The sequence below is a fragment of the Pseudomonas sp. Irchel 3E19 genome (assembly GCF_900187585.1).
GTDB classification, from domain to species: Bacteria; Pseudomonadota; Gammaproteobacteria; order Pseudomonadales; family Pseudomonadaceae; genus Aquipseudomonas; species Aquipseudomonas baetica.
Window position 1 is genome coordinate 225292 of sequence record NZ_FYDT01000001.1, and the last position, 26476, is coordinate 251767.

General features: G+C 59.7%; 30 protein-coding genes. 23 read left to right on the forward strand and 7 right to left on the reverse strand.

Translation table 11 applies throughout. The features are described 5' to 3' along the window. Positions 1 to 14 precede the first annotated feature (14 nt). From CKW18_RS01125 to CKW18_RS01195, 15 genes are all read left to right on the forward strand, one after another. Positions 15 to 437 (forward strand): YscB family type III secretion system chaperone, encoded by a 423-nt coding sequence (locus CKW18_RS01125; RefSeq protein WP_095187053.1) that lies wholly within the window; start codon positions 15 to 17, stop codon positions 435 to 437. Continuing rightward, entirely contained in the window at positions 425 to 2224 is a 1800-nt protein-coding gene (gene sctC, locus CKW18_RS01130; protein ID WP_095187054.1) for a type III secretion system outer membrane ring subunit SctC, read from the forward strand. The genes CKW18_RS01125 and sctC overlap by 13 nt, the downstream gene beginning before the upstream one ends. 1 nt (position 2225) lies before the next feature. Further along, positions 2226 to 3530, forward strand: coding sequence for a type III secretion system inner membrane ring subunit SctD (sctD, locus tag CKW18_RS01135; protein WP_095187055.1), 1305 nt, complete (start codon positions 2226 to 2228; stop codon positions 3528 to 3530). After that, complete coding sequence (locus CKW18_RS01140) at positions 3496 to 3699, forward strand: EscE/YscE/SsaE family type III secretion system needle protein co-chaperone (protein ID WP_095187056.1); 204 nt, start codon at positions 3496 to 3498, stop codon at positions 3697 to 3699. Before sctD ends, CKW18_RS01140 begins: the two co-directional genes overlap by 35 nt. Next, positions 3699 to 3953: a type III secretion system needle filament subunit SctF gene (sctF, locus tag CKW18_RS01145; protein ID WP_095187057.1), complete on the forward strand. Its 255-nt coding sequence runs from the start codon at positions 3699 to 3701 to the stop codon at positions 3951 to 3953. Before CKW18_RS01140 ends, sctF begins: the two co-directional genes overlap by 1 nt. Positions 3954 to 3955: 2 nt before the next feature. Continuing rightward, positions 3956 to 4306 (forward strand): YscG family type III secretion system chaperone, encoded by a 351-nt coding sequence (locus tag CKW18_RS01150; RefSeq protein ID WP_095187058.1) that lies wholly within the window; start codon positions 3956 to 3958, stop codon positions 4304 to 4306. Next, positions 4303 to 4884 (forward strand): YopR/YscH family type III secretion effector, encoded by a 582-nt coding sequence (locus CKW18_RS01155; RefSeq protein ID WP_095187059.1) that lies wholly within the window; start codon positions 4303 to 4305, stop codon positions 4882 to 4884. The genes CKW18_RS01150 and CKW18_RS01155 overlap by 4 nt, the downstream gene beginning before the upstream one ends. Then, a complete protein-coding gene (gene sctI / locus CKW18_RS01160) occupies positions 4884 to 5222 on the forward strand; it encodes a type III secretion system inner rod subunit SctI (protein ID WP_095187060.1) in 339 nt (112 codons plus the stop codon). The genes CKW18_RS01155 and sctI overlap by 1 nt, the downstream gene beginning before the upstream one ends. Next, complete coding sequence (gene sctJ / locus CKW18_RS01165) at positions 5219 to 5968, forward strand: type III secretion system inner membrane ring lipoprotein SctJ (RefSeq protein ID WP_095187141.1); 750 nt, start codon at positions 5219 to 5221, stop codon at positions 5966 to 5968. The genes sctI and sctJ overlap by 4 nt, the downstream gene beginning before the upstream one ends. Further along, positions 5968 to 6609 (forward strand): Yop proteins translocation protein K, encoded by a 642-nt coding sequence (locus CKW18_RS01170; protein WP_095187061.1) that lies wholly within the window; start codon positions 5968 to 5970, stop codon positions 6607 to 6609. Before sctJ ends, CKW18_RS01170 begins: the two co-directional genes overlap by 1 nt. After that, the gene (locus CKW18_RS01175; protein ID WP_095187062.1) at positions 6588 to 7271 is read left to right on the forward strand and encodes an HrpE/YscL family type III secretion apparatus protein; all 684 of its coding nucleotides are present in this window, start codon (positions 6588 to 6590) and stop codon (positions 7269 to 7271) included. The genes CKW18_RS01170 and CKW18_RS01175 overlap by 22 nt, the downstream gene beginning before the upstream one ends. A gap of 88 nt (positions 7272 to 7359) precedes the next feature. Then, positions 7360 to 9399, forward strand: a complete 2040-nt coding sequence (locus CKW18_RS01180) for a patatin-like phospholipase family protein (protein WP_095187063.1) — start codon at positions 7360 to 7362, stop codon at positions 9397 to 9399. 6 nt (positions 9400 to 9405) lie between these two features. After that, complete coding sequence (locus tag CKW18_RS01185) at positions 9406 to 9816, forward strand: CesT family type III secretion system chaperone (RefSeq protein ID WP_095187064.1); 411 nt, start codon at positions 9406 to 9408, stop codon at positions 9814 to 9816. Between the two features lie 324 nt (positions 9817 to 10140). After that, positions 10141 to 10974, forward strand: coding sequence for an EamA family transporter (locus CKW18_RS01190; RefSeq protein ID WP_095187065.1), 834 nt, complete (start codon positions 10141 to 10143; stop codon positions 10972 to 10974). 40 nt (positions 10975 to 11014) lie between these two features. Beyond that, complete coding sequence (locus CKW18_RS01195) at positions 11015 to 11398, forward strand: MAPEG family protein (RefSeq protein WP_095187066.1); 384 nt, start codon at positions 11015 to 11017, stop codon at positions 11396 to 11398. 141 nt (positions 11399 to 11539) lie between these two features. On the opposite strand, the gene CKW18_RS01200 is transcribed toward CKW18_RS01195, so the two are convergent. Further along, positions 11540 to 12724 carry a murein transglycosylase A gene (locus CKW18_RS01200; RefSeq protein WP_095187067.1) on the reverse strand — a complete coding sequence of 395 codons (1185 nt, stop codon included), beginning with the start codon at positions 12722 to 12724 and terminating at the stop codon, positions 11540 to 11542. Between the two features lie 128 nt (positions 12725 to 12852). On the opposite strand from CKW18_RS01200, the gene CKW18_RS01205 reads away from it, so the two are divergent. Beyond that, positions 12853 to 13302: a cytochrome c gene (locus CKW18_RS01205; protein ID WP_095187068.1), complete on the forward strand. Its 450-nt coding sequence runs from the start codon at positions 12853 to 12855 to the stop codon at positions 13300 to 13302. A gap of 160 nt (positions 13303 to 13462) precedes the next feature. Here CKW18_RS01205 and CKW18_RS01210 read toward each other — a convergent pair whose 3' ends face one another. From CKW18_RS01210 to CKW18_RS01225, 4 genes are all read right to left on the reverse strand, one after another. After that, positions 13463 to 13858, reverse strand: coding sequence for a DUF1090 domain-containing protein (locus CKW18_RS01210; protein ID WP_095187069.1), 396 nt, complete (start codon positions 13856 to 13858; stop codon positions 13463 to 13465). A gap of 96 nt (positions 13859 to 13954) precedes the next feature. Continuing rightward, on the reverse strand, positions 13955 to 15631 hold the full coding sequence (gene ligB, locus CKW18_RS01215) for an NAD-dependent DNA ligase LigB (protein WP_095187070.1): 1677 nt from the start codon (positions 15629 to 15631) through the stop codon (positions 13955 to 13957). Positions 15632 to 15863: 232 nt separating this feature from the next. Next, on the reverse strand, positions 15864 to 17054 hold the full coding sequence (gene metK / locus CKW18_RS01220; protein WP_095187071.1) for a methionine adenosyltransferase: 1191 nt from the start codon (positions 17052 to 17054) through the stop codon (positions 15864 to 15866). An 18-nt stretch (positions 17055 to 17072) separates the two neighbouring features. Next, a complete protein-coding gene (locus CKW18_RS01225; RefSeq protein ID WP_095187072.1) occupies positions 17073 to 18068 on the reverse strand; it encodes a metalloregulator ArsR/SmtB family transcription factor in 996 nt (331 codons plus the stop codon). A gap of 259 nt (positions 18069 to 18327) precedes the next feature. Here CKW18_RS01225 and tkt point away from each other — a divergent pair, with 259 nt between their 5' ends. From tkt to fba, 6 genes are all read left to right on the forward strand, one after another. After that, on the forward strand, positions 18328 to 20325 hold the full coding sequence (tkt, locus tag CKW18_RS01230) for a transketolase (RefSeq protein ID WP_095187073.1): 1998 nt from the start codon (positions 18328 to 18330) through the stop codon (positions 20323 to 20325). A gap of 180 nt (positions 20326 to 20505) precedes the next feature. Continuing rightward, positions 20506 to 21558 (forward strand): erythrose-4-phosphate dehydrogenase, encoded by a 1053-nt coding sequence (gene epd, locus CKW18_RS01235; protein ID WP_095187074.1) that lies wholly within the window; start codon positions 20506 to 20508, stop codon positions 21556 to 21558. A 12-nt stretch (positions 21559 to 21570) separates the two neighbouring features. After that, entirely contained in the window at positions 21571 to 22734 is a 1164-nt protein-coding gene (locus tag CKW18_RS01240) for a phosphoglycerate kinase (RefSeq protein ID WP_095187075.1), read from the forward strand. Between the two features lie 34 nt (positions 22735 to 22768). Further along, positions 22769 to 22990, forward strand: coding sequence for a hypothetical protein (locus CKW18_RS01245; protein WP_095187076.1), 222 nt, complete (start codon positions 22769 to 22771; stop codon positions 22988 to 22990). A 57-nt stretch (positions 22991 to 23047) separates the two neighbouring features. Beyond that, positions 23048 to 23380 carry an MliC family protein gene (locus tag CKW18_RS01250; RefSeq protein WP_095187077.1) on the forward strand — a complete coding sequence of 111 codons (333 nt, stop codon included), beginning with the start codon at positions 23048 to 23050 and terminating at the stop codon, positions 23378 to 23380. Between the two features lie 252 nt (positions 23381 to 23632). Further along, complete coding sequence (gene fba / locus CKW18_RS01255; protein WP_007913760.1) at positions 23633 to 24697, forward strand: class II fructose-bisphosphate aldolase; 1065 nt, start codon at positions 23633 to 23635, stop codon at positions 24695 to 24697. 81 nt (positions 24698 to 24778) lie between these two features. Here the strand turns inward: fba and CKW18_RS01260 are convergent, their stop codons facing one another. Continuing rightward, positions 24779 to 25978, reverse strand: a complete 1200-nt coding sequence (locus tag CKW18_RS01260) for a type II toxin-antitoxin system HipA family toxin (RefSeq protein WP_095187078.1) — start codon at positions 25976 to 25978, stop codon at positions 24779 to 24781. Beyond that, entirely contained in the window at positions 25975 to 26226 is a 252-nt protein-coding gene (locus CKW18_RS01265; protein WP_095187079.1) for a helix-turn-helix domain-containing protein, read from the reverse strand. The genes CKW18_RS01260 and CKW18_RS01265 overlap by 4 nt, the downstream gene beginning before the upstream one ends. A 37-nt stretch (positions 26227 to 26263) precedes the next feature. Here CKW18_RS01265 and CKW18_RS01270 point away from each other — a divergent pair. Then, positions 26264 to 26476: class II fructose-bisphosphate aldolase (locus tag CKW18_RS01270; protein ID WP_170947194.1), on the forward strand; the 213-nt coding region annotated here is incomplete at its 3' end.

Below are 26476 nucleotides of genomic sequence, written 5' to 3' on the forward strand. Positions count from 1 at the left end.
CACGCCGAGGAATCATGGAACATTTACTGACTGGATTGGCCGCACGCACAGGCCAGGGGGCCTTTGTGGCCGATCGAGCGGGCCGCTTCCACCTGCGGGTCGACGGTCACAGCCTGTTTTTGCAGCGTCAGGGCGATGACATGGTGCTGTCCAGTCCGCTGAACTGGCAGGTTCAGGGCCAATCCCCGACGGATCGCGACATGCTGATAAACCTGCTGGGTAAAGTCACCCGCTGGAGCCGGCAGCATCCTCAGGCGCTGGCGACTGATGAACAATCCAACCTCATCCTTGAGGCACGCCTTGACCTCGGCGCACTTGAACTTGACGACCTGGAACAGGCCATGGCGGCGCAGGTCGCCATTCTCGAAACGATCAAGCCCGACCTGCTGCTCGCAGGCCTGGAACCGCAGTGGAAACAAACGTTATGGCGTCCCTGAGAGTCTCGCGGTGTTTGAGTCTGGTCGTGGTGTGGCTGTTGACCGGCACCGCGCACGGCCAGGATCTGGACTGGCCCGTCATTCCCTACAACTACGTAGCCCAAGGTGAAAACCTGCGCGATGTATTGGCCAATTTCGGCGCCAACTACGACGGCTCGGTGATTGTCAGTGACAAGGTCAATGACCAGGTCAGCGGGCGCTTCGACCTCAAGGATCCGCAGTCCTTTCTGCAACTGATGGCCTCGCTTTACAACCTCATCTGGTATTACGACGGGGCTGTTCTGTATGTTTTCAAATCCACTGAAATGCAGTCGCGACTGGTAAAGCTGGAGCAAGTCAGCGAAGCCGAATTGAGGCAGGCGCTGGAAGCGGGGGGGGTCTGGGAGCCGCGCTTTGGCTGGCGACCGGACATGAGCGGACGACTGGTGTATATCTCCGGCCCTTCGCGTTACCTCGACCTGGTGGAGCAAACCGCCATGGCGCTGGAGCAGCAGCACGCGTTGCGCAGTGAAAAGACCGGCGACCTGGTGGTGGAAATCTTTCCGCTCAAGTACGCGGTCGCCGAAGATCGTCGAATCAAGTACCGCGAGGACGACATTGAAGCCCCTGGCGTGGCGACCATCCTCGCCCGGGTGCTGGGTGACGCCAACGTGGTGGCGGTCGAGGGGCAGGACAGTCCACGGTCGCCGGTGCAGTCCGGGCGTGCAGTGGTCCAGGCCGAGCCCTCGCTCAATGCCATCCTCGTGCGCGATACCAAGGAACGCATGCCGATGTACCGGCGCCTGATCACGGCACTGGATCGGCCGTCGGCGCGTATCGAAGTGGGGTTGTCGATTGTCGACATCAACGCAGAAAACCTCGCCGAGCTGGGTGTGGACTGGCGCGTCGGGATCAGCGTCGGACCTCGCCAGTTGGTCGACATCCGCACCACCACAGAGGACCTCGGCGGGCCCGAGGCCGGTGCCAGTCTGGTAGACAGTCGAGGTCTGGATTTCCTGCTGGCGCGAATTACCTTGTTGCAGAACCAGGGCCGCGCGCAGATCGGCTCGCGGCCGACCGTGCTGACCCAGGAAAACACCCTCGCGGTGATCGATCACAGCGAAACCTACTATGTCAGGCTTATCGGTGAGCGAGTGGCGGAGCTGCGGCCCATCACTTACGGAACCATGCTCAAGCTGACACCGCGGGTGATCCAGTTGGGCGACAAACCGGAAATCAGCCTCAGTCTGCACATCGAGGACGGCAACCAGAAGCCTAACAGTTCCGGACCAGGAGGCCTGCCGACCATCGCCCGTACCGTGGTCGATACCGTGGCCCGCGTCGGGCATGGCCAGAGCCTGTTGATTGGCGGTATCTACCGCGACGAACTCAGCGAATCGATACGCAAAGTGCCGTTGCTGGGTGATATCCCGTACCTGGGCGCACTGTTCCGTTTCAAGTCCAGTTTCACCCGTCGTTCGGTGCGCCTGTTTCTGATCGAGCCGCGACTGATCGACAACGGTCTCGGCCATTTCGTGGCCTTGGGCAGCAAGCGCGGCTATATGGATCAATTGCTCCAGGTCGATGAGTTGTCGAACCAGAGTCTTTCGTTGCAGAAATTGCTCGGTACCACGCAGTGCCAGGCACTGGGTCAGGCTCGCGAGCTGCAGCAGATCCTGGCGCAGACCGGCAAAGACTCTTCGCTGACCGCCTGCGCTATGGGCAACGACACTCAGGGTTGGCGCATCGCCGAAGGGGCTTGCGTCGAAGGCGTTGATCAGTGCGTCCGCGCGCCTGAGAAGCCTTGAGATGAGTTGGAAGATCCGTTTTTACAGCGGCCTCAATCAAGGGGTCGAAGTGCCTCTGGGCGAAGGGCGCGTGGTCATCGGTAGCGATCCGTTGCAAGCCGATCTGGTGCTGGTCGATGAAGGTATTGCGCCGGTTCATCTGGTGTTGGATGTCGACCCGCAAGGTGTTCGTCTGTTGGAGTGGGCCGAGGGTAATCAGCCGCTTCAGGGGGGGCAGCCGCTGGTCGGTGGTACTGCGTTGCAGGCGCTGGTCCGACAGGCTTGCGGGCCGTTGCTGTGGGCTTTTTGCGCTCAGGAGCGTCAGTTCAGCGAACAGTTGCCCATGGCCGCCCACCCTCAGGAACGGCGTACGGCGGTACCCCGCTCTTATTGGGGCGGGCGATTGATGCTCGCGGTCAGCGTGTTACTGCTGGTGGGTTTCGTGGGGTTGCTTGGCGGGCCATGGTCGGGCGGCAGCGGCGGTATGACCGGCGAAGATCCGCTGGTCGCGTTGCGCAGTTTTTTACGTGATCGCCAGTTCCAGTCCGTGCAGGTCGCGGAGCCACAGGCCAATGGCAGCATCACGCTCACGGGTTACCTGGAAGATAACCGCGCGCGGTTGGCACTGCAGCAATACCTTGAACGCAGCACGCTGACCTATCGGCTCGATGTGCGCAGCATGGAAGAAATTCGGCAGGGGGTGGAATTCATCCTGCAGAAATTCGGTTATCGCCAGGTACGCACGGTTAATGCTGATCAACCCGGCTGGATTCGCCTGACCGGCGAGTTGGCGCTGGAAGATGATCACTGGCTACAAATCGACAGCTTGCTCAAGGCAGACGTACCCGGATTGCTGGGCGTGGAAAACCGCGTGCGGCTGGCCGGCTCGCACCTCAAGCGACTCGACCAGATGCTCGCGGATTTCGGCCTTGAAACCGCATTGGCCTATGTTGACAAAGGCGAGCGCATTGAGGTGCGCGGGCAGCTCGATGAGGCGCAGCTCAACCAGTTTTATAAGTTGCAGCATGAATTTCGTCAGGAGTTCGGCGCCCGCCCGGCCCTGGAATTACTCAGTCGCAACAAGCGCGCCAGTACCGATGAGCTGGAGTTCGTGGTGCGTTCGGTGTCTCTCGGCAAACTGCCTTATGTGGTGCTGGGTGACGGTCAGAAATACCCGGTCGATGCGTCGACTCCGCAAGGCGTGAGGGTGTTGGCGATCAACGCCGACGCGGTGATTGTCAGTCGCGGCAAACAACAATTCATCATCAACCTGAAGGGAGAGCCACTTAGTGATGACGGCTTTGGAGGAGCGTCTGCGCGCCGCTGACGTGGATTTTGAGCGGCAGATTCGCGCGCAGTTGGAACAGGCCCAGGCCATTGGCAAGCGTCGTTTGATCAGCGGCGGAGAGCCTCGGCAATACCAGCAATGGCAGATGGAAGCCCAGGCAGTCGAGGCCGCCATCAGCATTCTCAACACCCTCAAGGGAGCTTCGTAATGGCATCGATTTTTACCAATGACAGCGCCGTCAACACCCTCGACAAAGTCGCGGACAACCTCAAGGAGCAGGCGAACAACGCCAACAAGGAAGTCGGCGATGCCATTGCGGCACTCAAGGAGGCCGCTGACAACCCGGCGCTGCTGGCCGAGCTTCAGCACAAACTCAACAAATGGTCGGTGATCTACAACATCAACTCGACCGTCACGCGTTCGATGAGAGACCTGATGCAGGGCATCCTGCAGAAAATCTGATGATGGACAGTTCATTGAAAGGGCTGATGGCAGAACTAGCCCTGGCCGGTACCGGCCACCATTGCCACGAAGAAGCGCAACATATTGCCAACTGGCTCGAACAGGTTGAAGGGCAGGCGCAGGCCGCGTGCCTGATCCGTCTCTCCAGTCTGATGAATCAGGGGCATTACCAACAGGCGCTGGAGTTGGGCGAGGGTCAGCCTTGGCCGGAACTGGCACCCTGGCTGGCGTTGTGCGAATGGCGACTGGGCCTGGGCACGGCGCTGGATCGGCGTCTGGCCGGGCTGGCCGCGAGCGATGACCCGCGCCTGGTGCAGTTTGCCCAAGGCATGCGTAACCCGGAGGGGCCATGAACAAAATTGATGGATCGTCCGCGCAGTTGCCATTGCGCAATGGACCGGATGCAAGACCCCCGGCGCCGGTCGAGCCCGCTCAGGTGCAGGCTTTCGAAGCGGCGATGAAGGGCCCCCCGGTGGCGACCCGGCCAGCGCCGGTCGATGCCGCTCAGCAACTGTGGTTGCAAGGCGCGAGCCTGACGACAGCCCTGACCGGAAAGGACCGCACGCAGCAGCGCGACACCGTCTGGAAATGGTTTCGCGAGGACCTGCCGGAGTCGGCCAAGAACCGTCGTTCCGAGCTGCGTGACTGGCTCATGGACGGTCTGTCGGACCGCTTGCTGGCGCACTTCCCGCAATCACGGGGAGGACCTGAGCAGGATCGTCTGGCGCTCAAGGACCTGCTCAAGGAACAGGCACCTTTTGGCAAGCAACAGGAAACGCTGTTGCTCTACGTACTGGGCGAGATCAAGGGGGTTGAGGGCAGCGAGTACCTGAATACCCTGGTGCGCAGCGAGTTGCAGATCCTGATCCCGACCAACGGACTGGTCAAAAACATGATGAGCTTCACCCACTCACCCGATCTGGAGTCGTGATGGATATTAGTCAGATAAGTCAGACCGCGGTCACCAGTCTCGATGAACTCAAAACCCCCCAGGCCAGTGCCGGGCAAATCGCCGATTTCGAGCAGGCGATGGCCAAGGGCACCGAGAGTCTTGGGGGGGGGCTGCTCAATGAAATCGGACAGATCAAAGAACGTATCTCCCAGGTCAAGCACGATCTTGAGGTCCAGATGTCGACCCCCGGTGATGACCCGAGCAGCCTGATGCAGATGCAGTGGACGTTGATGCGCATCAGCATGCAGGAAGAGCTGATCGCCAAGACGGTCGGACGCATGAGTCAGAATATCGAAACGCTGATGAAAACCCAATAAGGTGCTGCGTGAAGAGACTCAATCGAACTCTGATGTTGCTGACCGTGATGTTGCTCGCCGGTTGCAAGGTCGAACTCTATGCCGGTATCAGCCAGAAAGAAGGCAATGAAATGCTCGCGTTGCTGCGCACCGAAGGGATCGGAGCGTCCAAGCAGCCGGACAAGGACGGCAAGATCAAATTGCTGGTCGAGGAGTCGGATATCGCCGAGGCCATTGATGCGCTCAAGCGCAAGGGCTATCCGCGTGAGAGCTTTTCCACGCTCAAGGATGTGTTTCCCAAGGAGGGATTGATCTCCTCGCCGGTCGAGGAGCGTGCCAGGCTCAATTACGCCAAGGCCCAGGAGATCTCCCGGACCCTGTCGGAGATCGACGGTGTACTGGTGGCGCGCGTCCATGTGGTGCTGCCTGAAGACCGTGATGGTCTGGGCAAGAAATCTTCCCCGGCTTCGGCGTCGGTGTTTATCAAGCATGCAGCCGACATCCAGCTCGACGCCTATATTCCGCAGATCAAGCAACTGGTGAACAACGGCATTGAAGGCCTGAATTACGACCGCATCAGCGTGGTGCTGGTGCCTTCGGCGGACGTGCGCCAGGTTCCGCTCGCACCGCGTTATGACACGGTGTTCTCGATTCAGGTGACGGAAGCATCCCGTGGACGGTTACTCGGGCTGTTCGGGTTACTGGTTGCGCTACTGGTGGTGAGCAACCTCGGTCAGTACTTGTGGCAGCGCAGCAGGGCTTCGTAATGACGTTGTTGCTGACGCCCTATCAATTGCGATTTTGCCCGGCCCGCTACATCCACCTTACGCGTGTTCCGCCCGCGCTGATGCAATTGGCTGACACATTGAGCCATTGGCGTCGGCACAGTGGAATCAACGCCTGGCTGCTCAGTGAGTGCTCGCTGGACATCCATTACGAGTTGCCGCCGACACTCGGCGGTCTGGCGTTCTTTGAGCAAGCTGCGCTGGAAAAGACCCTCGGTTACCTGGGTGCGCTGCTGCATGGCCACGCTATTCGCCAAGTGCTGGACGCGAACAACCTGCGTCGGGTTCACGCGGTGATCGGCGAGGCTGGACATCGCTACTGCCTGGAGCAATTGGATCTGATCATTGGCGCCTGGCCGCAAGGCTGGCAGCAGCCATTGCCTGACGGTGAGCTCGGTGATTGCCTGCGCCAACGTGCGCTGGCTTTCTGGTTGCAGGCCTGCATTGACGTTGCATCGGGATTTGCCCGGCGCATTGCCTTGCGCCTGGCGCTCACCGATACCGCTGTGTCCGCGCCCCCGGTGCAGTGGGCAGTGAGCAGTGAACAGCGTTCATTGGCCCAGGCGTTGTGCCTGAAAGTCGCCCGACAAGTGAGCCCGCAATGCTTCCATTTATTGAAATAAAAGCTTCTGAAGTGCAGCTCGCGCCGGACCAGGTGTTGCTGCGCAGCCGTGACTATCAGGATTATCTGACAGCAGGCGAACTGGTCGAAGTGGCTCGTAAGCGCGCCGCCGAAATCGAACAGGCCGCCCATGATGTCTACGCACAACAGAAGGCATTGGGCTGGCAGGCCGGCATCGAAGAAGCACGTATTCGTCAGGCCACGCTGATTCAGGAGACGCTGTTGCAGTGTCATCAGTATTATCATGAGGTCGAACAACAGATGAGCGACGTGGTGCTGCAAGCGGTGCGCAAGATTCTCCAGCACTACGACAATATCGAGTTGACGTTGCAAGTGACACAGCAGGCGCTGTCACTGGTCAGCAACCAGAAGCAGGTGATCTTGCACGTGCAGCCGGATCAGGTGGTTGAGGTGCGCGAACAGATCTCCCGGGTGCTCAAGGATTTTCCGGAAGTGGGCTACGTCGAGGTCATTGCCGATGCCCGGCTGGATCAGGGCGGCTGCATTCTGGAGACCGAAATCGGCATTATCGACGCGAGCGTCGATGGTCAGTTGAGTGCTCTGGAGGCGACCTTCAAGCAGGCGTTGGTGCACAAGGGCAGAGCCTCTGCGCCCGCCATCGACAGTGCTGTCGATACGCCAGCATTTGACGATCTAAATTGACAAAAATACGCCCGATATTTAAAAAGCCAAAAAAACCGTTCCCTTAGTATGGGCTCCTGTAAAGGACCAACGTTAGTTGGGAGCTACTATGCTAATTTCGTCCTCAGTCAACGCCCTCACGGGTGCTGGCAGGCAGCAGGAAGTCTCCCCGCCGAAGGATTCGCAACCGGCCAAGGCCACCTTGTCCACCCAGGTTGTGGGTCAGGGTCTGATGGCTGCGCTCAAGACCACGATTGGCATTGCGCTCAGCACGAAAGTGCCGGACATCAGCCGAGCCAGCCTGGTAACCCCACAGCCTGAAGGTGCGTCGCAGCTGATCGCCGATGCGGCGGGACAGCGCAAGGTTACGCTGCGCAGTTTCGAGAACGGCGTCACCGAAGTGCAACTGGCGCGGCCGCCATTGACCACCCTGGTCCTCAGCGGTGGTGGCGCCAAAGGCGCGGCGTATCCGGGGGCGATTTCGGCGTTGGAAAACAAGGGTGCGCTAGAGGGCATCAAGAGTATTTCCGGTTCGTCGGCCGGGGCTATCACCGCCGCGCTGCTGGCGTCGGGCATGAGCGCCACTTCGTTCAAGACTCTGTCGGACAACATGGACCTTATCACCCTGCTCGACAGCAGTAAAAGCTGGTTGAGAAAAGTCCAGCATGTGATTTCCGGCTGCGCTAATGCGATCACCCTTGGCAGGATGGGTGTAGTCGGCAGCATTGTTCGTCTGCTGTACAACATCTTGCCACGTTCGGATTCCGAAGCGGCACCGCTGGAGAAAGTGCTGCGCGAGGAGACGAGTAAGGCGGTAATGAACCAGATCGCGGCTCATATGGACATCGCTGAACAACCCGCCGTGAGAGCTATTGCACAAAAACTGGGGGCCGGCGGCGTGGTGACCTTCCGCGACCTGGCTGTGCTCAGTCGGTATATCCCACAGATCAAGGAACTGAGCATGACCGGCACGGCCATGTACGAAGGGCGTCCGCAGTTGGTGGTGTTCAACGCCGACCTGACCCCCGACATGGACATTGCCCGTGCTGCACACATTTCCGGGGCGTTCCCGCTGGTGTTCCAGAAAGTCGCGGAAGCCGCGCACCCGTTCCAGGAACAGGGCGAAGTCACGCTGTTTCAGGATGGCGGCGTCATGTCCAATGTGCCGGTTCCCGAGATGATCAATCAGCAGTTCTCGAACAGCCCGTTGCGTCAGGCCGATAACCTCATCCTCAAGTTCCCTGAGGATGAAGTCGCCCAGAAGGGGCCGGGCCGGGGCGCTATCAATGTGAAAGAGTGGATTGTCGGTGCTCCGTTGGGAGCGCAAGCGGCATTGCAGGATCGCGGGCTTGCCGCGTTCGAAGACCAGACGGTTGTAGTGCCGCTCAAGACCGAGTCCGGCGACTACAGCGGGATGCTGGGCGGAACCCTGAACTTCACCATGCCCGCCAGCGTCAAGAATTCGTTGCAGGCGTTATTGCAGAACGAAGTCGGTGACCACCTCGACAACCGTTTGCAAGCCCGCGAAGCCCACACGTTTGCGACGATGGAAGGGGCGTTGCTGGCCCTTGATGACGAAATGCTTGCCAGTGTTGCGGCCCAGGATCCGGTGCGTACCGCAGACGTTGTGCAGTTCCGTCGGGAGGTTGGCGAGGCGTTATCCGGGCTGACGGTGGCGATCCTCTCGGCTGAAAACATGAAGCTGACCGATAACCTGCGTTCGGCCTTCTCGCGGCTGGATGCCTTGGCGACTACGCCGGAGCGCAAGGAATGGTTGAGCAAAACGTTGAACAACGCCGATAACACCGACCATCAACGCTTGCTCGGCGCTCTGCGCAACACGCCTGTGGAGTCGCCGGTACTGAAGGCGGCGGTGGACGAAATGCGCAAGCGCGATGTAGCGGTGATTGCTGAGAACATTCGCAAGGAAGTGATCTTGCCTTCCCTGTTCCGTGTCGGACAGCCGAAATCCAACGTGGCGTTGTTGCATCGCGTCGAGCAAAGCCTGATGCGTGCAACCACTCCGGCCGAGATCAATCGAGCGCTGGATGACCTTGCCGACAATTACGGCGCGCGTAACAAACCCTGGAGCAAGGCATTCAGTTCTACCACCGTTAACATGGCCCGGGCCTGGCGGATCAAGGAGTAAACCCTCATGACAGTTGAAGCATGGCTGGATCAATGGGATTTGGCGTTGCCGTCAGAGGCGCAGCAGACCTGCCGTTTGCGCGTTGGCGACGGGCCTGAGTTGTTGCTCGAGCGCACCCCCGGCGGCTGGTTGCTTGCCTTGCGTCTGGGCCCGCTACCGAGGACCCTGCTGCAGGGCGTGGTCCTGCAATTGTTGCAGGTCAACAGCCCGTTTTCGCTGCTGGCTCCGGTGCGAATGACGGCTGACGTCGCTGGTGATCTGGTGCTGTGTGTCGAAGCGCTTGACGGGCAGGCAGACGTCGAGCAGTTGAACGCCTGGTACGGCAAATTGCTGCAAGGCCATTCCTTGTTCAGTTCGTTGACCGCGCAAGGTGCGACCCTGACCGATGCACCTTTGCAAGGTGGCGTGTTTGTCTGAGCTGACTGTTTGAATGACAACGGGCCCTTATGGGCCCGTTGTCATTTCGAGGTAGCGTCAACTCAGTGCGCGGCGTCGACGGCGAAGCGATGGCTGCGTTGCAAGATCGGACACAGCGCGAAGGCCCCCCATAACACCCGTGTGATCGCCACCGGCATCACCGAGCGGCTGGAATCCGACTGTTCAACCTGTCACTGTAAGAGTTGCCTAAGACTCGTGCCGCGATCGGACGATCTTTTGACTTTGGTTTATAAAAACAAGATCAAAAGCTCGCTGCCTTCGACAGCCCCTACAGGGTCGGGTGATAACAATAAGGAGAGGGATGTGCTGGCGACAGCTCTGGTGTTGGTGGCGGCGCTGCTGCATGCGGCGTGGAATACCTTGATCAAATTCAGTGCCGAACGGTTGCTGGTGGTGGCCTGCATGGACACGGTGGCGCTGCTGTTCGTCGCCATCGCGTTGCCGTTCGTGAGCCTGCCGCCCATGGACATCTGGCCGTGGATTCTCGCCTCGGCGGCATTCGAACTGCTCTATCGCTACCTGCTGATTCAGGCCTACCGGGTCGGTGATCTGGGGTTGGTCTATCCGCTGATGCGCGGCCTGTCGCCGCTGGTGGTATTGGCATTGACCCTGGTCTTCGCCGGCGAAGTGCTCACCTCCCAGCAGATCTTCGGAATCATGCTGATTCCATTCGGCATGGCCTGCCTGCTGTGGCAGGGCGGCGGCGGGAAACATTTGCCGTGGTCGATGCTGCCGGTGGTGGCGCTGATCGGCCTGTGTATCGGCTGTTACACCTACATCGATGGTCAGGCGTTGCGACGCTGGTCGCATCCGCTGGATTACCTGGTCTGGGTCACGCTGCTCAGTGCCTGGCCGTTCCCGTTGCTGGCCTGGGTCGCCAAACGCCCGGCGTTCATGCAGTTTTGGCATGAGCAGTGGAAGTTGGGCCTGGCGGTCGGGTTCTGCGTGCTGTTCAGCTACGCTCTGGTGCTGTGGGCGATGCAGTTGGGCTCGATCGCCGAAGCGGCGGCGTTGCGCGAGATCAGCGTGATTCTGGTGGTGCTGTTTGGCATGCGCTACCTCAAAGAACCTTTTGGCCGGCCACGGCTCTTAGCCTGTGGGTTAGTGCTGATCGGCATGCTGGTGATGAAGTTCTGACGGCCTGGCCAATTCTATAACTCGAAAGAAGGACGGCGTTATGACGGTGGCTCTGTGGTGTGTGTTGATCGCGATCTTTTTGCCGTATGTGTGCACGATTGTCGCCAAGATCTCGGGCGGTTTCAGGCTGAGGGACAATCATGATCCCCGGGACTTTCTCGATAGCGTTGATGGCGTGGCCCGGCGGGCGCATGCGGCGCAATTGAACAGTTTTGAGGTGATGCCGGCATTTGCCGCCGCGGTGATCGTCGCGCACCTGGTGGGAACCGCAGAGCTGGTGACGGTGAATGTGCTGGCGGTGCTGTTTATCACCAGTCGCCTGCTGTACATCATTTGCTACCTGGCGGACTGGGCGGTTTTGCGTTCGCTGGTGTGGTTTGTCGGCATGGGGTTGATCGCTGCGTTCTTCTTTGTGTCGGTCTGATTCTCGGTTGCTGCCACCGGTCTCTTCGCGGGCAAGCCCGCTCCCACAGGTATCAGCGGTGAACACGAATTCTGTGTACACCAACGAACCTTGTGGGAGCGGGCTTGCTCGCGAAGACGATTGATCAGGCAACGAAATAGCTTAAGGTTTTTCCTTGGCCGTATCGGCGACTTGAGGCACTTGCGGCAGCGCCGCGCCTTTAGGCCAGAGCATCCAGATCTGCCCTTGCTGTTTCATATCTCCGGCGAGTTGCCCGGCCGCATCGCCGGTGCCCCAGAACAGGTCCGCGCGCACTTCGCCGGCAATCGCGCCGCCGGTGTCCTGCGCTGCTACCGGGCGAACCAATGCTGTGCCATCCGGGCGTGTAGTCGACAGCCACAACAGGCTGCCCAGTGGAATCACCTTGCGATCCACCGCTGCGCTGTAACCCGCCGTGAGTGGCACGTTCAGCGAGCCGCGCGGGCCTTCATTGCTGTCCGGATTGCGGGTGAAGAACACGTAACTCGGGTTGCTGCCCAGCAGTTCCGGAATACGTGAAGGGTTGGCTTTGGCCCAGTTGCTGATCGCACCCATGGTCACGTCTTCTTTCTTCAGCTCGCCTTGCTCGACCAGCCAGCGCCCGATTGGCCGGTACGGGTGGCCGTTCTGGTCGGCATAGGCAATGCGCAACTGTTTACCGTCCTGTGTCTGGATTCGGCCGGAACCCTGGATCTGCAAAAATTGCAGGTTCATCGGATCGGTGAGGTAGGCCACGACTGGCGCGTTCACGCCTTTGGATTCAATGGTCGCTGCGTCGTCGTAGGGTTTGAGCACCCGACCTTCGAGACGCCCGCGCAGACGTTTGCCTTTCAGCTCGGGGTAAATGCTGTCGAGCGAGACGATGATCATGTCTTCAGGCACGCCGTACACCGGCACATTGGCGGTCTCGGTCGGTGTCAGGCTGCCGGGGTAGACCGGTTCGTAGTAGCCGGTAATCAAGCCGTTGGGGTTGTCGTTTTCAGCGCGCAGGCCATAGACATCAAGGTTCTGTTTAAGGAAGGCACGGATTTCGTTGGCGCTCTGCGGCACATTGGCCGCCGCCGCGCAGGTGGGGCCCCAGACCGCGTCTGCCTTGAGCCGGGTGCAGGCGCTGCGCCACGAGCCGAAACCGGCGACCAGATCGCTATCGGACACTGCCGGCAGTGCTTCCCAGGTTGCGCTGGAGTACGTCGCCAACGCATGGGTTTTCGGTTTGGCACTGTCGCCGCCAGTGCAGCCGGCGAGGATCGCCAGCATTGGCAGGGTTGCAATCAGCGGGTGACGCCAGGCCTTGAAACGGCTGTTCATGGAGAGATTCCTGTGCCGGTTGCGCGAGTGCTCCATGCGCTCAAGCAACCCGTAATTTTAATAGGGCTATTGGTGTTTGTCGGTGACGCGGGGATACTGGCCGCCGAATTCCGTGACCTGAAGCCACCATGACTCTTAAAAGAATTGCTGCTGTATTGCTGGCCTGCCTGACCTTGTCCGCCTGTGGCGGTGTCGATCCGAACTCCCCGCTGGGTCAGCGCAAGGCGATCTTCAAACAGATGCTCAAGACCGGCGAAGACCTGGGCGGCATGTTGCGTGGACGCATTCCCTTCGACGGGCCGAAATTCGCCGAGGGTGCGGTGAAACTCGATGCGTTGTCCCATGAGCCGTGGAAGCATTTCCCGCAGGTTCGCGAAGAAGATCACACCAGCGCCAAGGACGATGTCTGGCAAAAGCAGGCCCGCTTTCAAGAGATGGCCCGCAACCTTGAAGCCTCCACCGGTGAATTGGTGATTGCCAGCAAGGTTCAGCCGTACAAGGCCAGCAATCTGGGGCCGGCGGTGCAGAAAGTTGAAGATGCCTGCAGCGCTTGCCATAAAGAGTTTCGCGATCATTGATCTCTGTTGTTTGAGCTGACGCCTTCGTCGGATCGCCGCCCGGAACAAGCTCGCTGCCACAAGGTTCTTCGGTGTGCCCGGCATTGAGGGTCACTGGAGGTCCCTGTGGGAGCGAGCCTGCTCGCGAAAGCGGTTTGAAATTCACCGCGACACTGAAGGATTACTTGTCGAGCTGGTCCAGCGCGTCCTGCAACTCTTTACGCGACTCGGCGAGCTTGTCTTTGCGCTTGTTGATCTTCTCCGGGTCGCCTTTCTTCATCGCCTTGTCGAGGTCAGCCTGTCGCTTGCTGACTTCGTGCTTGGCTTCAAGCACCTTGTTTTCGCGTTCTTTCTTCAAGCCTGCGTCAGTGCAATGCTCGGTCACTTCACGCAAAGCGGTTTCCAGGCCCGCCTGCTGATCGGTATTGCCACGGGACTTTGCCTGTTCGATCTGATTGATGATGCCCTGCTTCTTGGCGGCGCAACCGGTCAGGCCCGGAGCGTCTTCGTCGGCCATCACTGGCGCGGCCATGGCGGCGCAAAGGGTGAGCAGGGCGAGCGGTGCAAGAAATTTCATAAAAGCTCCATGTGCAAAGACAATCGGGTCGGTGAGGCACTGCGCTGTTGGAGCACCCGCCGGCCGTTGGGTTCCCGGCGCACCGGGATTGCATGTTCAGAAACCGTCGATTCCGGCGGCGTGTAAAATTTCACTCAAGGCTAGCACCTGCGGGTCGCGAAAGAACGCGCTCAATTGCGCCGCGCGACCGGGGCCGATGCCCGCTTCTGCCTGCCATTGTTCGGTGTCGCGTTGTACCAGCGCCTGCCATGAGTCAGGGAGTTGCGCCTGACCGGTCGGCGGCAAGCCCAAGGCCTTGAGCCATTGTGCGAATGGCCGTTGGCGGGCGTTGTGAATACTGTGCATCAGGCGCGCGCTGCTGCGTTCGCCGAAGCCGGCAATGTTAGCAAGCTCTGGCGCGTCGAGGGCCAACCAATCCAGCAGGTTGCTCAGGCGGCCTGTTTCGAGAAGTTTCTCCCAAGTGCCGCGACCGACATGTTGCATGGCCAGTCCCTGTTTGCCACTGAGCCAGGTCAGGCGCGCGAGAAACTGGCTTTCGCAGCCTGGTGTCGGTTGCCAGCAACTCAGGGCGTGGAAGTCGTCGGCGCTCGGGATGTCCATGTGCGCTCGGTCGATGCTGCGCAACACCACGCTGTCGAGCCGGGGGATGGTCAGGCCCGCCAGACTGATCGCCACCTGATCGCCGGGACGGATATCCAGTGCTTGCCAGCGCTTGAATGAGCTGGCGCTGACCCGTTTGATCTCGCGGTCATCGAGCATGACCGGGTTCAGTTCCAGCACTGGGGTGATGCGCCCGGTGCGCCCAATCTTGAAATTCACCTTGCGCACTTCGGCCAAGGCCTGAGCAAACGGGTACTTCCAGGCCACAGCCCAGTAAGGCGCATGAGCCTGCCAGCGCTCGGCGGGTGGGCGCTGGCTCTGGCGCAGAACCACGCCGTCCGTGGCGAATGGCAGGGGCGAGCGGTACCAGTGTTCGCGCCACTTCTGTGCGTCAGCGAATTGCGAAACGCGATGGCTATAGCGCTCCGTTGCGGTAAAACCCAGCGCCGCCAATGTCGATAACCTTTCAGACAAGTCCGCAGGTCCTTGCGGCCAGTCCCAGACGAACAGCCCGATCCCGTCGGCTTGTTCTGCGCTCAAGCTTTTGCGTCCCATCAGACCGGCCACGGTGGCGCGGGCGTTGACGCTGCCGGCTTGAGCCTGAATATGTTCGGTCAGGCGCCAATAGAGTTCACCTTGCACCAGCAGATCCAGCGGTTGCTTGAGTCGTTGCGGGATGGCGCCGATCTTGCGCGCAGATGCCGTCCAGTCCTGCCCGTTGACGCCGTCGCCGCGACTGATTGCTTGCTGCAAAAGTCCATCGCGATAAATGAGCGTCACCGCAACGCCATCGACCTTGGGTTGCACCCAGACCTCTTTGCGATCACGTAGCCAGGCTTGCACGGCCTCGGCTTTGTGAAGTTTATCCAGGCCGGTGTGGGCGACTGGATGTGCGACTGGCCCGGAGGCTGTGCGCACGGCCTCAATCGTCGCTGGCAATTTAAAACATGCTCGCCATTCGCTTAGCTGCAGGCGCGATTGGTCATAGAGTTCGTCGGCAATCAGCGAGCGGCCTTCGCGGTGGTAGGCGTCGTCCCATTGGTCGATCTGTTTTTGCAGCGCGGTGATTTCGGTTTTTGCTTGAGTGGCTGGCCATTTCGGGCAATCGGCGTGGGCATTGAGGGCCGTACAGGCCACGAGGAAAACAAACCGCAGGCGAAGCGTGGCAAGCATCGTGAGCGTCCTTGCTCGGGGGGAATGCTTGAAGGTTAGAAGACGAAATGGAGCTTGGTAAGTAGGGTGTTTTGCGGGGTGTGTCTGGTCGGGAAGTGATGTCGGTCCGGCTGGCCCCTTCGCGAGCAGGCTCGCTCCCACAGGATTCGGGTGTGAATTCAAAATCGAGTTTCAAGCATGAAAAAGCCCCGCACGGCGCAAACCGTGCGGGGCTTTTTATGCCGCCAGGGAATTACAGGCCAGCAGCGGAACGCAGAGCGTCGGCGCGGTCGGTTTTTTCCCAAGTGAAGGTGGTGAAGGTGTCTTCGCCAACAGTCTTGGTCTGCGGGGCACGGCCGAAGTGACCGTAAGCAGCAGTTTCCTGGTACATCGGGTGCAGCAGGTCGAGCATGGTGGTGATAGCGTATGGACGCAGGTCGAACACTTCACGTACCAGTTTGATGATCTTGTCATCGCTGATCTTGCCGGTGCCGAAGGTGTTCAGCGAGATCGAAGTAGGCTGGGCCACACCGATTGCGTAGGAAACCTGAATCTCGCAACGCTCGGCCAGGCCGGCAGCAACGATGTTCTTGGCCACATAACGGCCGGCGTAGGCAGCCGAACGGTCAACCTTCGATGGATCCTTGCCGGAGAACGCGCCGCCGCCGTGACGGGCCATGCCGCCGTAGCTGTCGACGATGATCTTGCGACCGGTCAGACCGCAGTCACCTACCGGGCCGCCAATGATGAACTGGCCGGTCGGGTTGATGTGGAACTGGGTGTCTTTGCTCAGCAGTTCGGCAGGCAGCACGTGCTTGACGATCAGCTCCATCACGCCTTCGCGCAGGTCTTTGTACGACACTTCAGGGTTGTGCTGGGTCGACAGAACCACGGCGTCGATACCGACAACCTTGCCGCCTTCGTAACGGCAAGTCACTTGCGACTTGGCGTCCGGACGCAGCCAAGGCAGCAGACCCGACTTGCGGGCTTCGGCCTGGCGCTGCACCAACTGGTGCGAGAAAGTGATCGGTGCAGGCATCAAAACGTCAGTTTCGTTGCTGGCGTAGCCGAACATCAGGCCCTGGTCGCCGGCGCCCTGATCTTCAGGCTTGGCACGGTCAACACCCTGGTTGATGTCCGGGGACTGCTTGCCGATGATGTTCATTACACCGCAAGTGGCGCCGTCGAAGCCGACATCGGAGCTGTTGTAGCCGATGTCCAGAATGACGTTACGCACGATTTCTTCCAGATCGACCCAGGCCGACGTGGTCACTTCACCGGCGATGATTGCAACGCCGGTCTTTACCAGAGTCTCGCACGCCACACGGGCGAACTTGTCTTCAGCAATAATGGCGTCCAGCACCGCATCGGAAATCTGGTCGGCGATTTTGTCCGGGTGCCCTTCGGACACGGACTCGGAGGTGAAGAGGGAGTATTCGCTCATCTCGATGTTTTCCTGAATTTACCGATGGTGAGTGTCGCCAGCCGGTCGCTGAAAGTGGCGAACCTGGATCTGGAAACCATTACGTAAGCCTACATAGAGGCTTTCCCCGGGAACGAGTCCCGCAGCGGTGGCCCAACGGGCCAAATCGTCCTGTTCAAACCCCAACCACAGATCACCGCAGGCCTCCCTGGCCCAACTCTGGTTGTGGCTACATAACTCTGTCACGAGCAGGCTACCGCCTGGTTGCAGCAGACCGGCCATGTGCTTGAGCGCTTCGGCCGGCGCGGCGAAATGGTGCAAGACCATATTCAGTACCACGCAATCGGCCTGAAGGCTGCTGCCGTTCAATGCATCGGCCAATTGCAGGCTGACGTTAGCCAGTCTTTCACGAACGCATACCTGACGGGCCAGTTCGAGCATCGCCGGGCTGTTGTCCAGCGCGGTTACGGTGCCGAAGCGGCGGGCCAGTTCCGGCAGAAAAGCACCATCGCCGGGACCGACTTCAATGGCCGTGGCAGCGCCATCGAAGTTCAGTTTGTCGAGCAGGGCCAGCACGCTGTCGCGGTATTGCGGCAGGCCTGCAATCAAGTCTTGCTGGGCGCGGAATTTCTCCGCCACCCGGGCGAAAAAATCCTGGCTGGCCGCAGCACGTTGCCCGTGAACCTGCGCAATTCGCGCTTGAACGTCGTCGGGCAGCGCCAGGTTGTCGACTTCTTCTAACAACGCCGCGTGCAGCTTGCCACCCAGCAATTCGGTGTGGGGCAGGGCGCGGCGATAAAAAATCGCGTTGCCTTCGCGACGGGTCGCCACCAGATCGGCTTGTGCCAAGACCTTGAGGTGATGACTCATACCCGACTGACCCATGCCGAAAATCAGCGCCAGTTCCAAAACACCAAACGAATCGTTGGCCAGCGCGCGCAATACATTCAGCCGCAGCGAATCACCGCCGGCCTTGCACAGGGCCGCCAGCTCGTCGCAATCGTCATGGCGAATGGAAGGCACGCGTAAGTTCATGGGGCAGCAGTCTAGAGACGGGGGGAAATCCCCGCAAGGCCAATATCAAAAAGTTTTGATATTGCTCGATAGATGGCACTTCATCACGAGCTGGTTAACTCTACAAACGAACTGCGGAAAGGTTTCACCCACCGAAACCCGCGTTATCCATTGGAAAAAGGCCTCTGCATGACTATCTGTCATTGCCCCGAGGCGCTCCGGTGAGGGAAAATGCCCTCCTTTTTTCCGTTCCAGTTTATTCACACCCAGGAGATCAGCGATGCCTAGCCGTCGTGAGCGTGCCAACGCCATTCGTGCCCTCAGCATGGATGCCGTGCAAAAAGCCAACAGCGGCCATCCCGGTGCCCCTATGGGTATGGCAGATATCGCCGAAGTGCTTTGGCGCGACTACCTCAAGCACAACCCGAGCAACCCATCGTTCGCCGACCGTGACCGCTTCGTGCTGTCCAACGGCCACGGCTCGATGTTGATCTACTCGCTGCTGCACCTGACCGGTTACGACCTGTCGATCGAAGACCTCAAGCAATTCCGTCAACTGCACAGCCGTACCCCGGGTCACCCGGAATTCGGTTACACCCCGGGCGTTGAAACCACCACCGGCCCGCTGGGTCAGGGTCTGGCCAACGCTGTGGGTTTTGCCCTGGCAGAAAAAGTCCTGGCGGCGCAGTTCAACCGTCCGAGCCACAACATCGTTGACCACCACACCTACGTGTTCCTGGGTGATGGCTGCATGATGGAAGGCATTTCCCACGAAGTCGCTTCCCTGGCCGGTACTCTGGGCCTGGGCAAGCTGATTGCCTTCTACGATGACAACGGCATCTCCATCGATGGCGAAGTCGAAGGCTGGTTCACCGATGACACCCCGAAGCGTTTCGAAGCCTACAACTGGCAAGTGATCCGCAACGTCGACGGTCACGATCCGGAAGAGATCAAGACCGCCATTGAAACCGCTCGCAAGAGCGCGCAGCCGACCCTGATCTGCTGCAAGACCACCATCGGTTTCGGTTCGCCGAACAAGCAGGGTAAAGAAGACTGCCACGGCGCCCCACTGGGTGACGCGGAAATCGCTCTGACCCGTCAGGCGCTGAACTGGAACCACGGCCCGTTCGAAATCCCGGCCGACATCTATGCCGAATGGGATGCCAAAGAAGCTGGCCGCGCTGTTGAAGCCGAGTGGGATCAGCGTTTCGCTGCGTACTCTGCCGCATTCCCGACCGAAGCCAACGAACTGATCCGTCGTCTGAGCGGCGAACTGCCGTCCGACTTCTCGGAAAAAGCCTCGGCCTACATCGCTGAAGTCGCGGCCAAAGGCGAAACCATCGCCAGCCGTAAAGCCAGTCAGAACACCCTGAACGCCTTCGGCCCGTTGCTGCCGGAACTGCTTGGCGGTTCGGCTGACCTCGCCGGTTCCAACCTGACCTTGTGGAAAGGTTGCAAAGGCGTCAGCGCTGAAGATGCCAGCGGCAACTACATGTACTACGGCGTGCGCGAATTCGGCATGACCGCCATCATGAACGGCGTCACTCTGCACGGTGGCCTGGTGCCTTACGGCGCGACCTTCCTGATGTTCATGGAATACGCCCGCAACGCCGTGCGCATGTCGGCGCTGATGAAGAAGCGCGTGATCCACGTCTACACCCACGACTCCATCGGTCTGGGCGAAGACGGCCCGACGCACCAGCCGATCGAACAACTGACCAGCCTGCGCACCACACCGAACCTCGACACCTGGCGCCCAGCCGATGCCGTGGAATCGGCCGTGGCCTGGAAAAACGCTCTGGAGCGTAAAGACGGCCCATCGGCGCTGATCTTCTCGCGTCAAAACCTGCAGCACCAAGAGCGCGATGCCGGCCAGATCGCCGACATCAGCCGCGGTGGCTACGTGCTGAAGGACTGCGCAGGCGAGCCTGAGCTGATCCTGATCGCCACCGGTTCGGAAGTGGGTCTGGCTGTTCAGGCCTACGACAAACTGACCGAGCAGGGCCGCAAGGTGCGCGTGGTTTCGATGCCTTGCACCAGCGTGTTCGACGCTCAGGACGCCGGCTACAAGCAGTCGGTTCTGCCGCTGCAAGTCAGCGCACGTATCGCGATCGAAGCGGCTCACGCCGACTTCTGGTTCAAGTACGTGGGTCTGGAAGGTCGCGTGATCGGCATGACCACTTACGGTGAGTCGGCGCCTGCGCCAGCGCTGTTCGAAGAGTTCGGCTTCACCCTGGAAAACATCCTGGGTCAGGCTGAAGAGCTGCTGGAAGACTGATCCAGATCAGGTGTCGTCTGAGCTGACGCCATCGCGGGCAAGCCCGCTCCCACAGGGGGATTTGTTGTGTGACACAAACAGTGTTCACAACCCTGATCCAATGTGGGAGCGGGCTTGCTCGCGAAATCGGTGGTTCAGACGCCACTGCAATAACGGATTCACACGGTAATCGAGAACCCCATGCCTCAACCGCGTCCTTACAAAGTTGCACTCAACGGCTACGGCCGGATTGGTCGTTGCGTCTTGCGTGCGTTGTTTGAGCGAGGCGAAAAAGCCGGGTTTGAAATTGTCGCAATCAACGATCTGGCCGACATGGCCAGCATCGAATACCTGACACGCTTCGACTCCACCCACGGCCGCTTTCCCGGCGAAGTGCGGGTTGAGGGCGATTGTCTGCATATTAATGGCGACTGCGTGAAGGTTCTGCGCAGTGCCACTCCCGAAGGCATCGATTGGGCGTCGCTGGGCGTCGATCTGGTGCTCGAATGCTCCGGTGCCTACAACACCCGTGAAGACGGCCAGCGTTTCCTCGACGCCGGCGCGCCACGTGTGCTGTTTTCGCAGCCGATGGCCAGCGAGGCCGACGTCGACGCCACCATCGTCTACGGCGTCAATCAGGATTGCCTGACCGGCGACGAGTTGCTGGTGTCCAACGCCTCCTGCACCACCAACTGCGGCGTGCCGCTGTTGCGTCTGCTGGACAAGGCGATCGGCCTCGATTACGTGTCGATCACCACGATTCACTCGGCGATGAACGATCAGCCGGTGATCGACGCCTATCACCACGAAGACCTGCGCCGCACCCGTTCGGCGTTCCAGTCGGTGATCCCGGTGTCCACTGGTCTGGCGCGCGGTATCGAGCGTCTGTTGCCGGAACTTGCCGGGCGAATTCAGGCCAAAGCCGTACGCGTGCCGACGGTCAACGTGTCCTGCCTCGACATCACGATGCAGACCGCCACGGCGACCGACGCCAATGAGGTCAACCGGATCCTGCGCGAGGCTGCCACCAGCGGCCCGCTCAAAGGTTTGTTGGCCTACACCGAATTGCCTCACGCCAGCTGTGATTTCAACCATGACCCACATTCGGCCATCGTCGATGCCAGTCAGACCCGTGTTTCCGGCCCAAAACTGGTGAACATCCTGGCCTGGTTCGACAACGAATGGGGTTTTGCCAACCGAATGCTGGACGTTGCAGACCACTATCTGCAAACAGCAACTTCAAAAAAACCGTAGGAAGTGCGACCCATGACCGTGTTGAAGATGTCCGACCTCGATCTGCAAGGTAAGCGCGTATTGATCCGCGAAGACCTCAACGTCCCAGTCAAGGACGGTGTTGTCACCAGCGACGCGCGTATCCTGGCTTCGCTGCCGACCATCAAGCTGGCCCTGGAAAAAGGTGCGGCGGTGATGGTCTGCTCGCACCTGGGCCGTCCGACCGAAGGCGAGTTCTCCGCCGAGAACAGCCTCAAGCCAGTCGCCGACTATCTGAGCAAGGCCCTGGGCCGCGAAGTGCCGCTGGTGGCCGATTACCTGGGCGGCGTTGACGTCAAGGCCGGCGACATCGTGCTGTTCGAAAACGTGCGCTTCAACAAGGGCGAGAAAAAGAACGCCGACGAACTGGCCCAGCAATACGCCGCCCTGTGCGACGTGTTCGTGATGGACGCGTTTGGCACTGCTCACCGCGCCGAAGGCTCGACCCACGGCGTGGCCAAGTTCGCCAAGGTCGCCGCTGCCGGCCCGCTGCTGGCCGCTGAGCTGGATGCATTGGGCAAAGCCCTGGGTGCTCCGGCCAAGCCAATGGCTGCCATTGTTGCCGGCTCCAAGGTGTCGACCAAACTCGACGTGCTGAACAGCCTGAGCCAGATCTGCGATCAATTGATCGTCGGCGGCGGCATCGCCAACACCTTCCTCGCCGCAGCCGGTCACCCGGTCGGCAAGTCGCTGTACGAGCCGGACCTGCTGGACACCGCCCGCGCCATCGCCGCCAAGGTCAGCGTGCCGTTGCCGGTCGATGTGGTGTGCGCCAAGGAGTTCGCGGAAAGCGCTGAAGCCACCGTCAAGCTGATCGCTGATGTCGCCGCTGATGACATGATTCTGGACATCGGCCCGCAGACCGCAGCCAACTTCGCCGAACTGCTGAAATCGTCCAAGACCATTCTGTGGAACGGCCCGGTTGGCGTGTTCGAGTTCGACCAGTTCGGCAACGGCACTAAGGTGCTGGCCCAGGCCATCGCTGAAAGCTCGGCATTCTCGATCGCTGGCGGTGGCGACACCCTGGCCGCCATCGATAAATATGGCGTGGCTGAGCAAATCTCCTACATTTCTACCGGTGGTGGCGCGTTCCTCGAATTCGTCGAAGGCAAGGTTCTGCCAGCCGTCGAAGTCCTGGAAAGCCGGGCCAAGGCCTGAGGCCGCCCGTTTGGCCAGGCAAAGGAGTGGTCACATGGTCAAGTCGTTAGCATTGTTGTTGCTGACCGGTACGTTGGCGGCCTGCGGGAGTAACCCCAAAGCCGAAGCGACACCGGCGCCCAGCGAAGTACAGAAAGGCTGCTACCAGGCCGACTGGCAGGCCGAAACCAACCCGGTGCTGAACAAGCGTTCCGGGCCGGACGGGCTGGACAAATACGAGACGCAAACCCCGGCCAAGGAACATGGTTGTCCTTGACGGGTCTGACTCTTTAACTCAGGGCTGGCGGCATGCGCCGTCAGTCGAGGAACACGGATGAAAGGCTTGATCGCCATTGCGGCGCTGGCATTGTTGGGCGGTTGCGCGCAGTTGAACCTGTTCCAGTCGTCCGCCCCTGCGGATAACTGGACCACCTGGACCTGCGACAGCCAGGCCAAAGTGCTGTGGCGTTACGCCGATGCCGGCCAGAAAGAAGTCGATGTTCGACTGGGCGGCGGTGATCAGGTCTATCGCCTGAAAGAAGAGCCGGGCGCCTCGGGCACGCTGTACAGCGACGGCATGCTGGCGTTTCACCTCAAGGGCGAGGAAGGCCTGGTGTACTGGGTCGCCACCAATGACTTGATTGGCCGCGGCTGCAAAGCCGAGTAATTGCAACACCACAGATCCAAATGTGGGAGCGGGCTTGCTCGCGAAAGCGCTCTGACAGGCACTGTATCTGCGACTGCAAGATTGCTTTCGCGAGCAGGCTCGCTCCCACAGGGGTTCTGTGTAGCTCTCAGGATTTTGCTTTATCGAATCACCAGACCGGGCCTCGACCCCCGATCTGCAATCACTTGAATAGCCGCCGCCGCTCCGGCAGGCTGGCACGATTAACGACCCAAACCGGGAGAGACACACACAATGGCACTTATCAGCATGCGCCAGATGTTGGACCACGCAGCCGAGTTCGGCTACGGCGTTCCAGCTTTCAACGTCAACAACCTTGAGCAGATGCGCGCCATCATGGAAGCCGCTGACAAGACTGACTCCCCGGTGATCGTCCAGGCTTCGGCCGGCGCCCGTAAATACGCTGGCGCGCCATTCCTGCGTCACCTGATCCTGGCCGCGATCGAAGAATTCCCGCACATCCCGGTGTGCATGCACCAGGACCACGGCACCAGCCCTGACGTCTGCCAGCGCTCGATTCAACTGGGCTTCAGCTCGGTAATGATGGACGGTTCCCTCGGCGAAGACGGCAAGACCCCGACCGACTACGACTACAACGTCCGCGTGACCCAACAAACCGTAGCCATGGCGCACGCCTGCGGCGTTTCGGTAGAAGGCGAGCTGGGCTGCCTGGGTTCGCTGGAAACCGGCATGGCCGGTGAAGAAGACGGCATCGGCGCCGAAGGCGTTCTGGATCACAGCCAAATGCTGACCGATCCGGAAGAAGCCGCTGACTTCGTTAAACGCACTCAGGTGGATGCCCTGGCCATCGCCATCGGCACCAGCCACGGCGCGTACAAGTTCACCAAGCCACCTACCGGTGACGTGCTGGCCATCGACCGCATCAAGGAAATCCACAAACGCATCCCGAACACCCACCTGGTGATGCACGGTTCCTCGTCGGTGCCACAAGAGTGGCTGGCGATCATCAACCAGTACGGCGGCGACATCAAAGAAACCTACGGCGTACCGGTTGAAGAAATCGTCGAAGGCATCAAGTACGGCGTGCGCAAGGTCAACATCGACACCGACCTGCGCCTGGCCTCCACCGGCGCCATGCGTCGCCTGATGGCCACCAACCCGAGCGAATTCGACCCACGTAAATTCTTCGGCGCCACCGTGACTGCAATGCGCGACGTATGTATCGCGCGTTATGAGGCGTTTGGTACTGCCGGTAATGCTTCGAAGATCAAACCGATCTCGCTGGAAGCGATGTACCAGCGTTATCTGAAGGGTGAGTTGAACGCCAAGGTTAACTAAAGCCTGAGTGTTGAAGCGCTGAATCAAGAAACCCGTCGTGAGACGGGTTTTTTGTGGGCGGTGTTTACTCGCTGTATTGAGTTATCCAAAAGTCAGAGAAAAAGGCGCTGCCGCTCGCTCAATGGCGCTGACTACATGGGGCGCCTGTTCGCGATATTGAGGATAGTGCCCAAGTACGGCTTCAACCGACGCCAGCAATCTTTGGATGCGCTCCTTGGGATGATCGATCTCACAGGTATGCGCAAACTCCAGTAGCCCTTGCCGCGAAGCGAACATTGACTTGTTGCCTGCCAGATCCAGAGCCAAAACATCTTCCGGAATATAGGCCGTGGTGTTGACGATGTCGTAAGCCGGCGCCAGATGCGCATCGCGCTGTGTCGGTTCGGAATAGAGCAATCCGAAGTTTTTCAAATGTGCGTCGCCATTCCCGACGATGCAACTCAGGGCGACGCTATCGAAGAGTTGGTCAAGGGAGGAGCGCAGATGCTCAGGCGGGCAGTACACACGTATGGCCTTGGCGATTGCCGCATAACTCTTGCTGTACTTCTGGTTAGCCGATAGCCCCATCAGCGCTGCCATGTCTTCAAAACCAATCGGATTGAGCTGGTCGTCGCGGTCAAAGCGGCGCATGACAAACAGCTTGGCGTTGTCGGAAAGATAAAACGGTGGAACGGGAATACCCGCGTCTTTCGCCATGGACATGCAAAGGAATTCGTTGATTGCCAGGCCCGGGAATTCATCGCGGCCACTTTTGATGATCAGCTCAGAGGTTTTCGATGTCACTCGTGGCCATTCGATCTGCTGACGTTCCGGTACCAGCACCTTGGGTTGAACGCCTGAAATGCCCGCACGCAGGATATAGCGATCAAGCATGTCAGCGAAGATGTCTTCCGTGCCGTCCCACGTCAGAATCTCTTCGAGGTTTTCGCCCGGGAATTGTTGCTCCTCCAGCAAAGCGTCAACAGTTTCAGAACGCACTTGAAGCCTGCCAATGGGCGAAGAGCTGCCGGAGAGCGCCAGTAACAGCATCGGGTCGACATTCACTGTCTTGGCCAATCGATTACGCAGTTGCTCTAAAACATAGCCTTCGGGCAGGTTCATCTGAAAAACCGGGTGGAGTTCGCGCCTGCGATATTCGTCATGTCTTACTGGCATCGACAGACTGATCGCAATTTTGGGTGATGCATCTTCGTGATAACGGAAAGTGAAGTTCTCGGCATCGCTAAAAAGCCTGCCGCTATTGCCCTCAGGCGTGCTGACTTTCAGAGAGGTCATTTTCATTCGAATAGATCCCCAAGCTCTTCGAGTGTCGGCATCACGGCGGGGACGACTGCGAGCTCGCAATCCAGAGCTCCCAAGACGCGCGCATAAGCGATCATGCCGACAGAAAGAGTGCCTTTTTCCACTGCGATGACTTTGTACCGTGTCAATCCCGCGAGGTCGGCGAGCTGTGCTTGCGTCAGGCCGCGATTGATACGTTTCTCGCGTAGTTGGGTGCCGAGCCGGCTAATCAAAAGAGAGTGATCCATGTTCCGCTACCGTAACATTTGATTTTAAATGTAGCGCATGCGAAACATTTTATCCATCGCGGAGTTGACTCACCCCCCCCGCGCTCGTCGTAAAGGTGAGGAAATTGTCGAAGGCATCAAGTACGGCGTGCGCAAGGTCAACATCGACACCGACCTGCGCCTGGCCTCCACCGGCGCCATGCGTCGCCTGATGGCCACCAACCCGAGCGAATTCGACCCACGTAAATTCTTCGGCGCCACCGTGACCGCG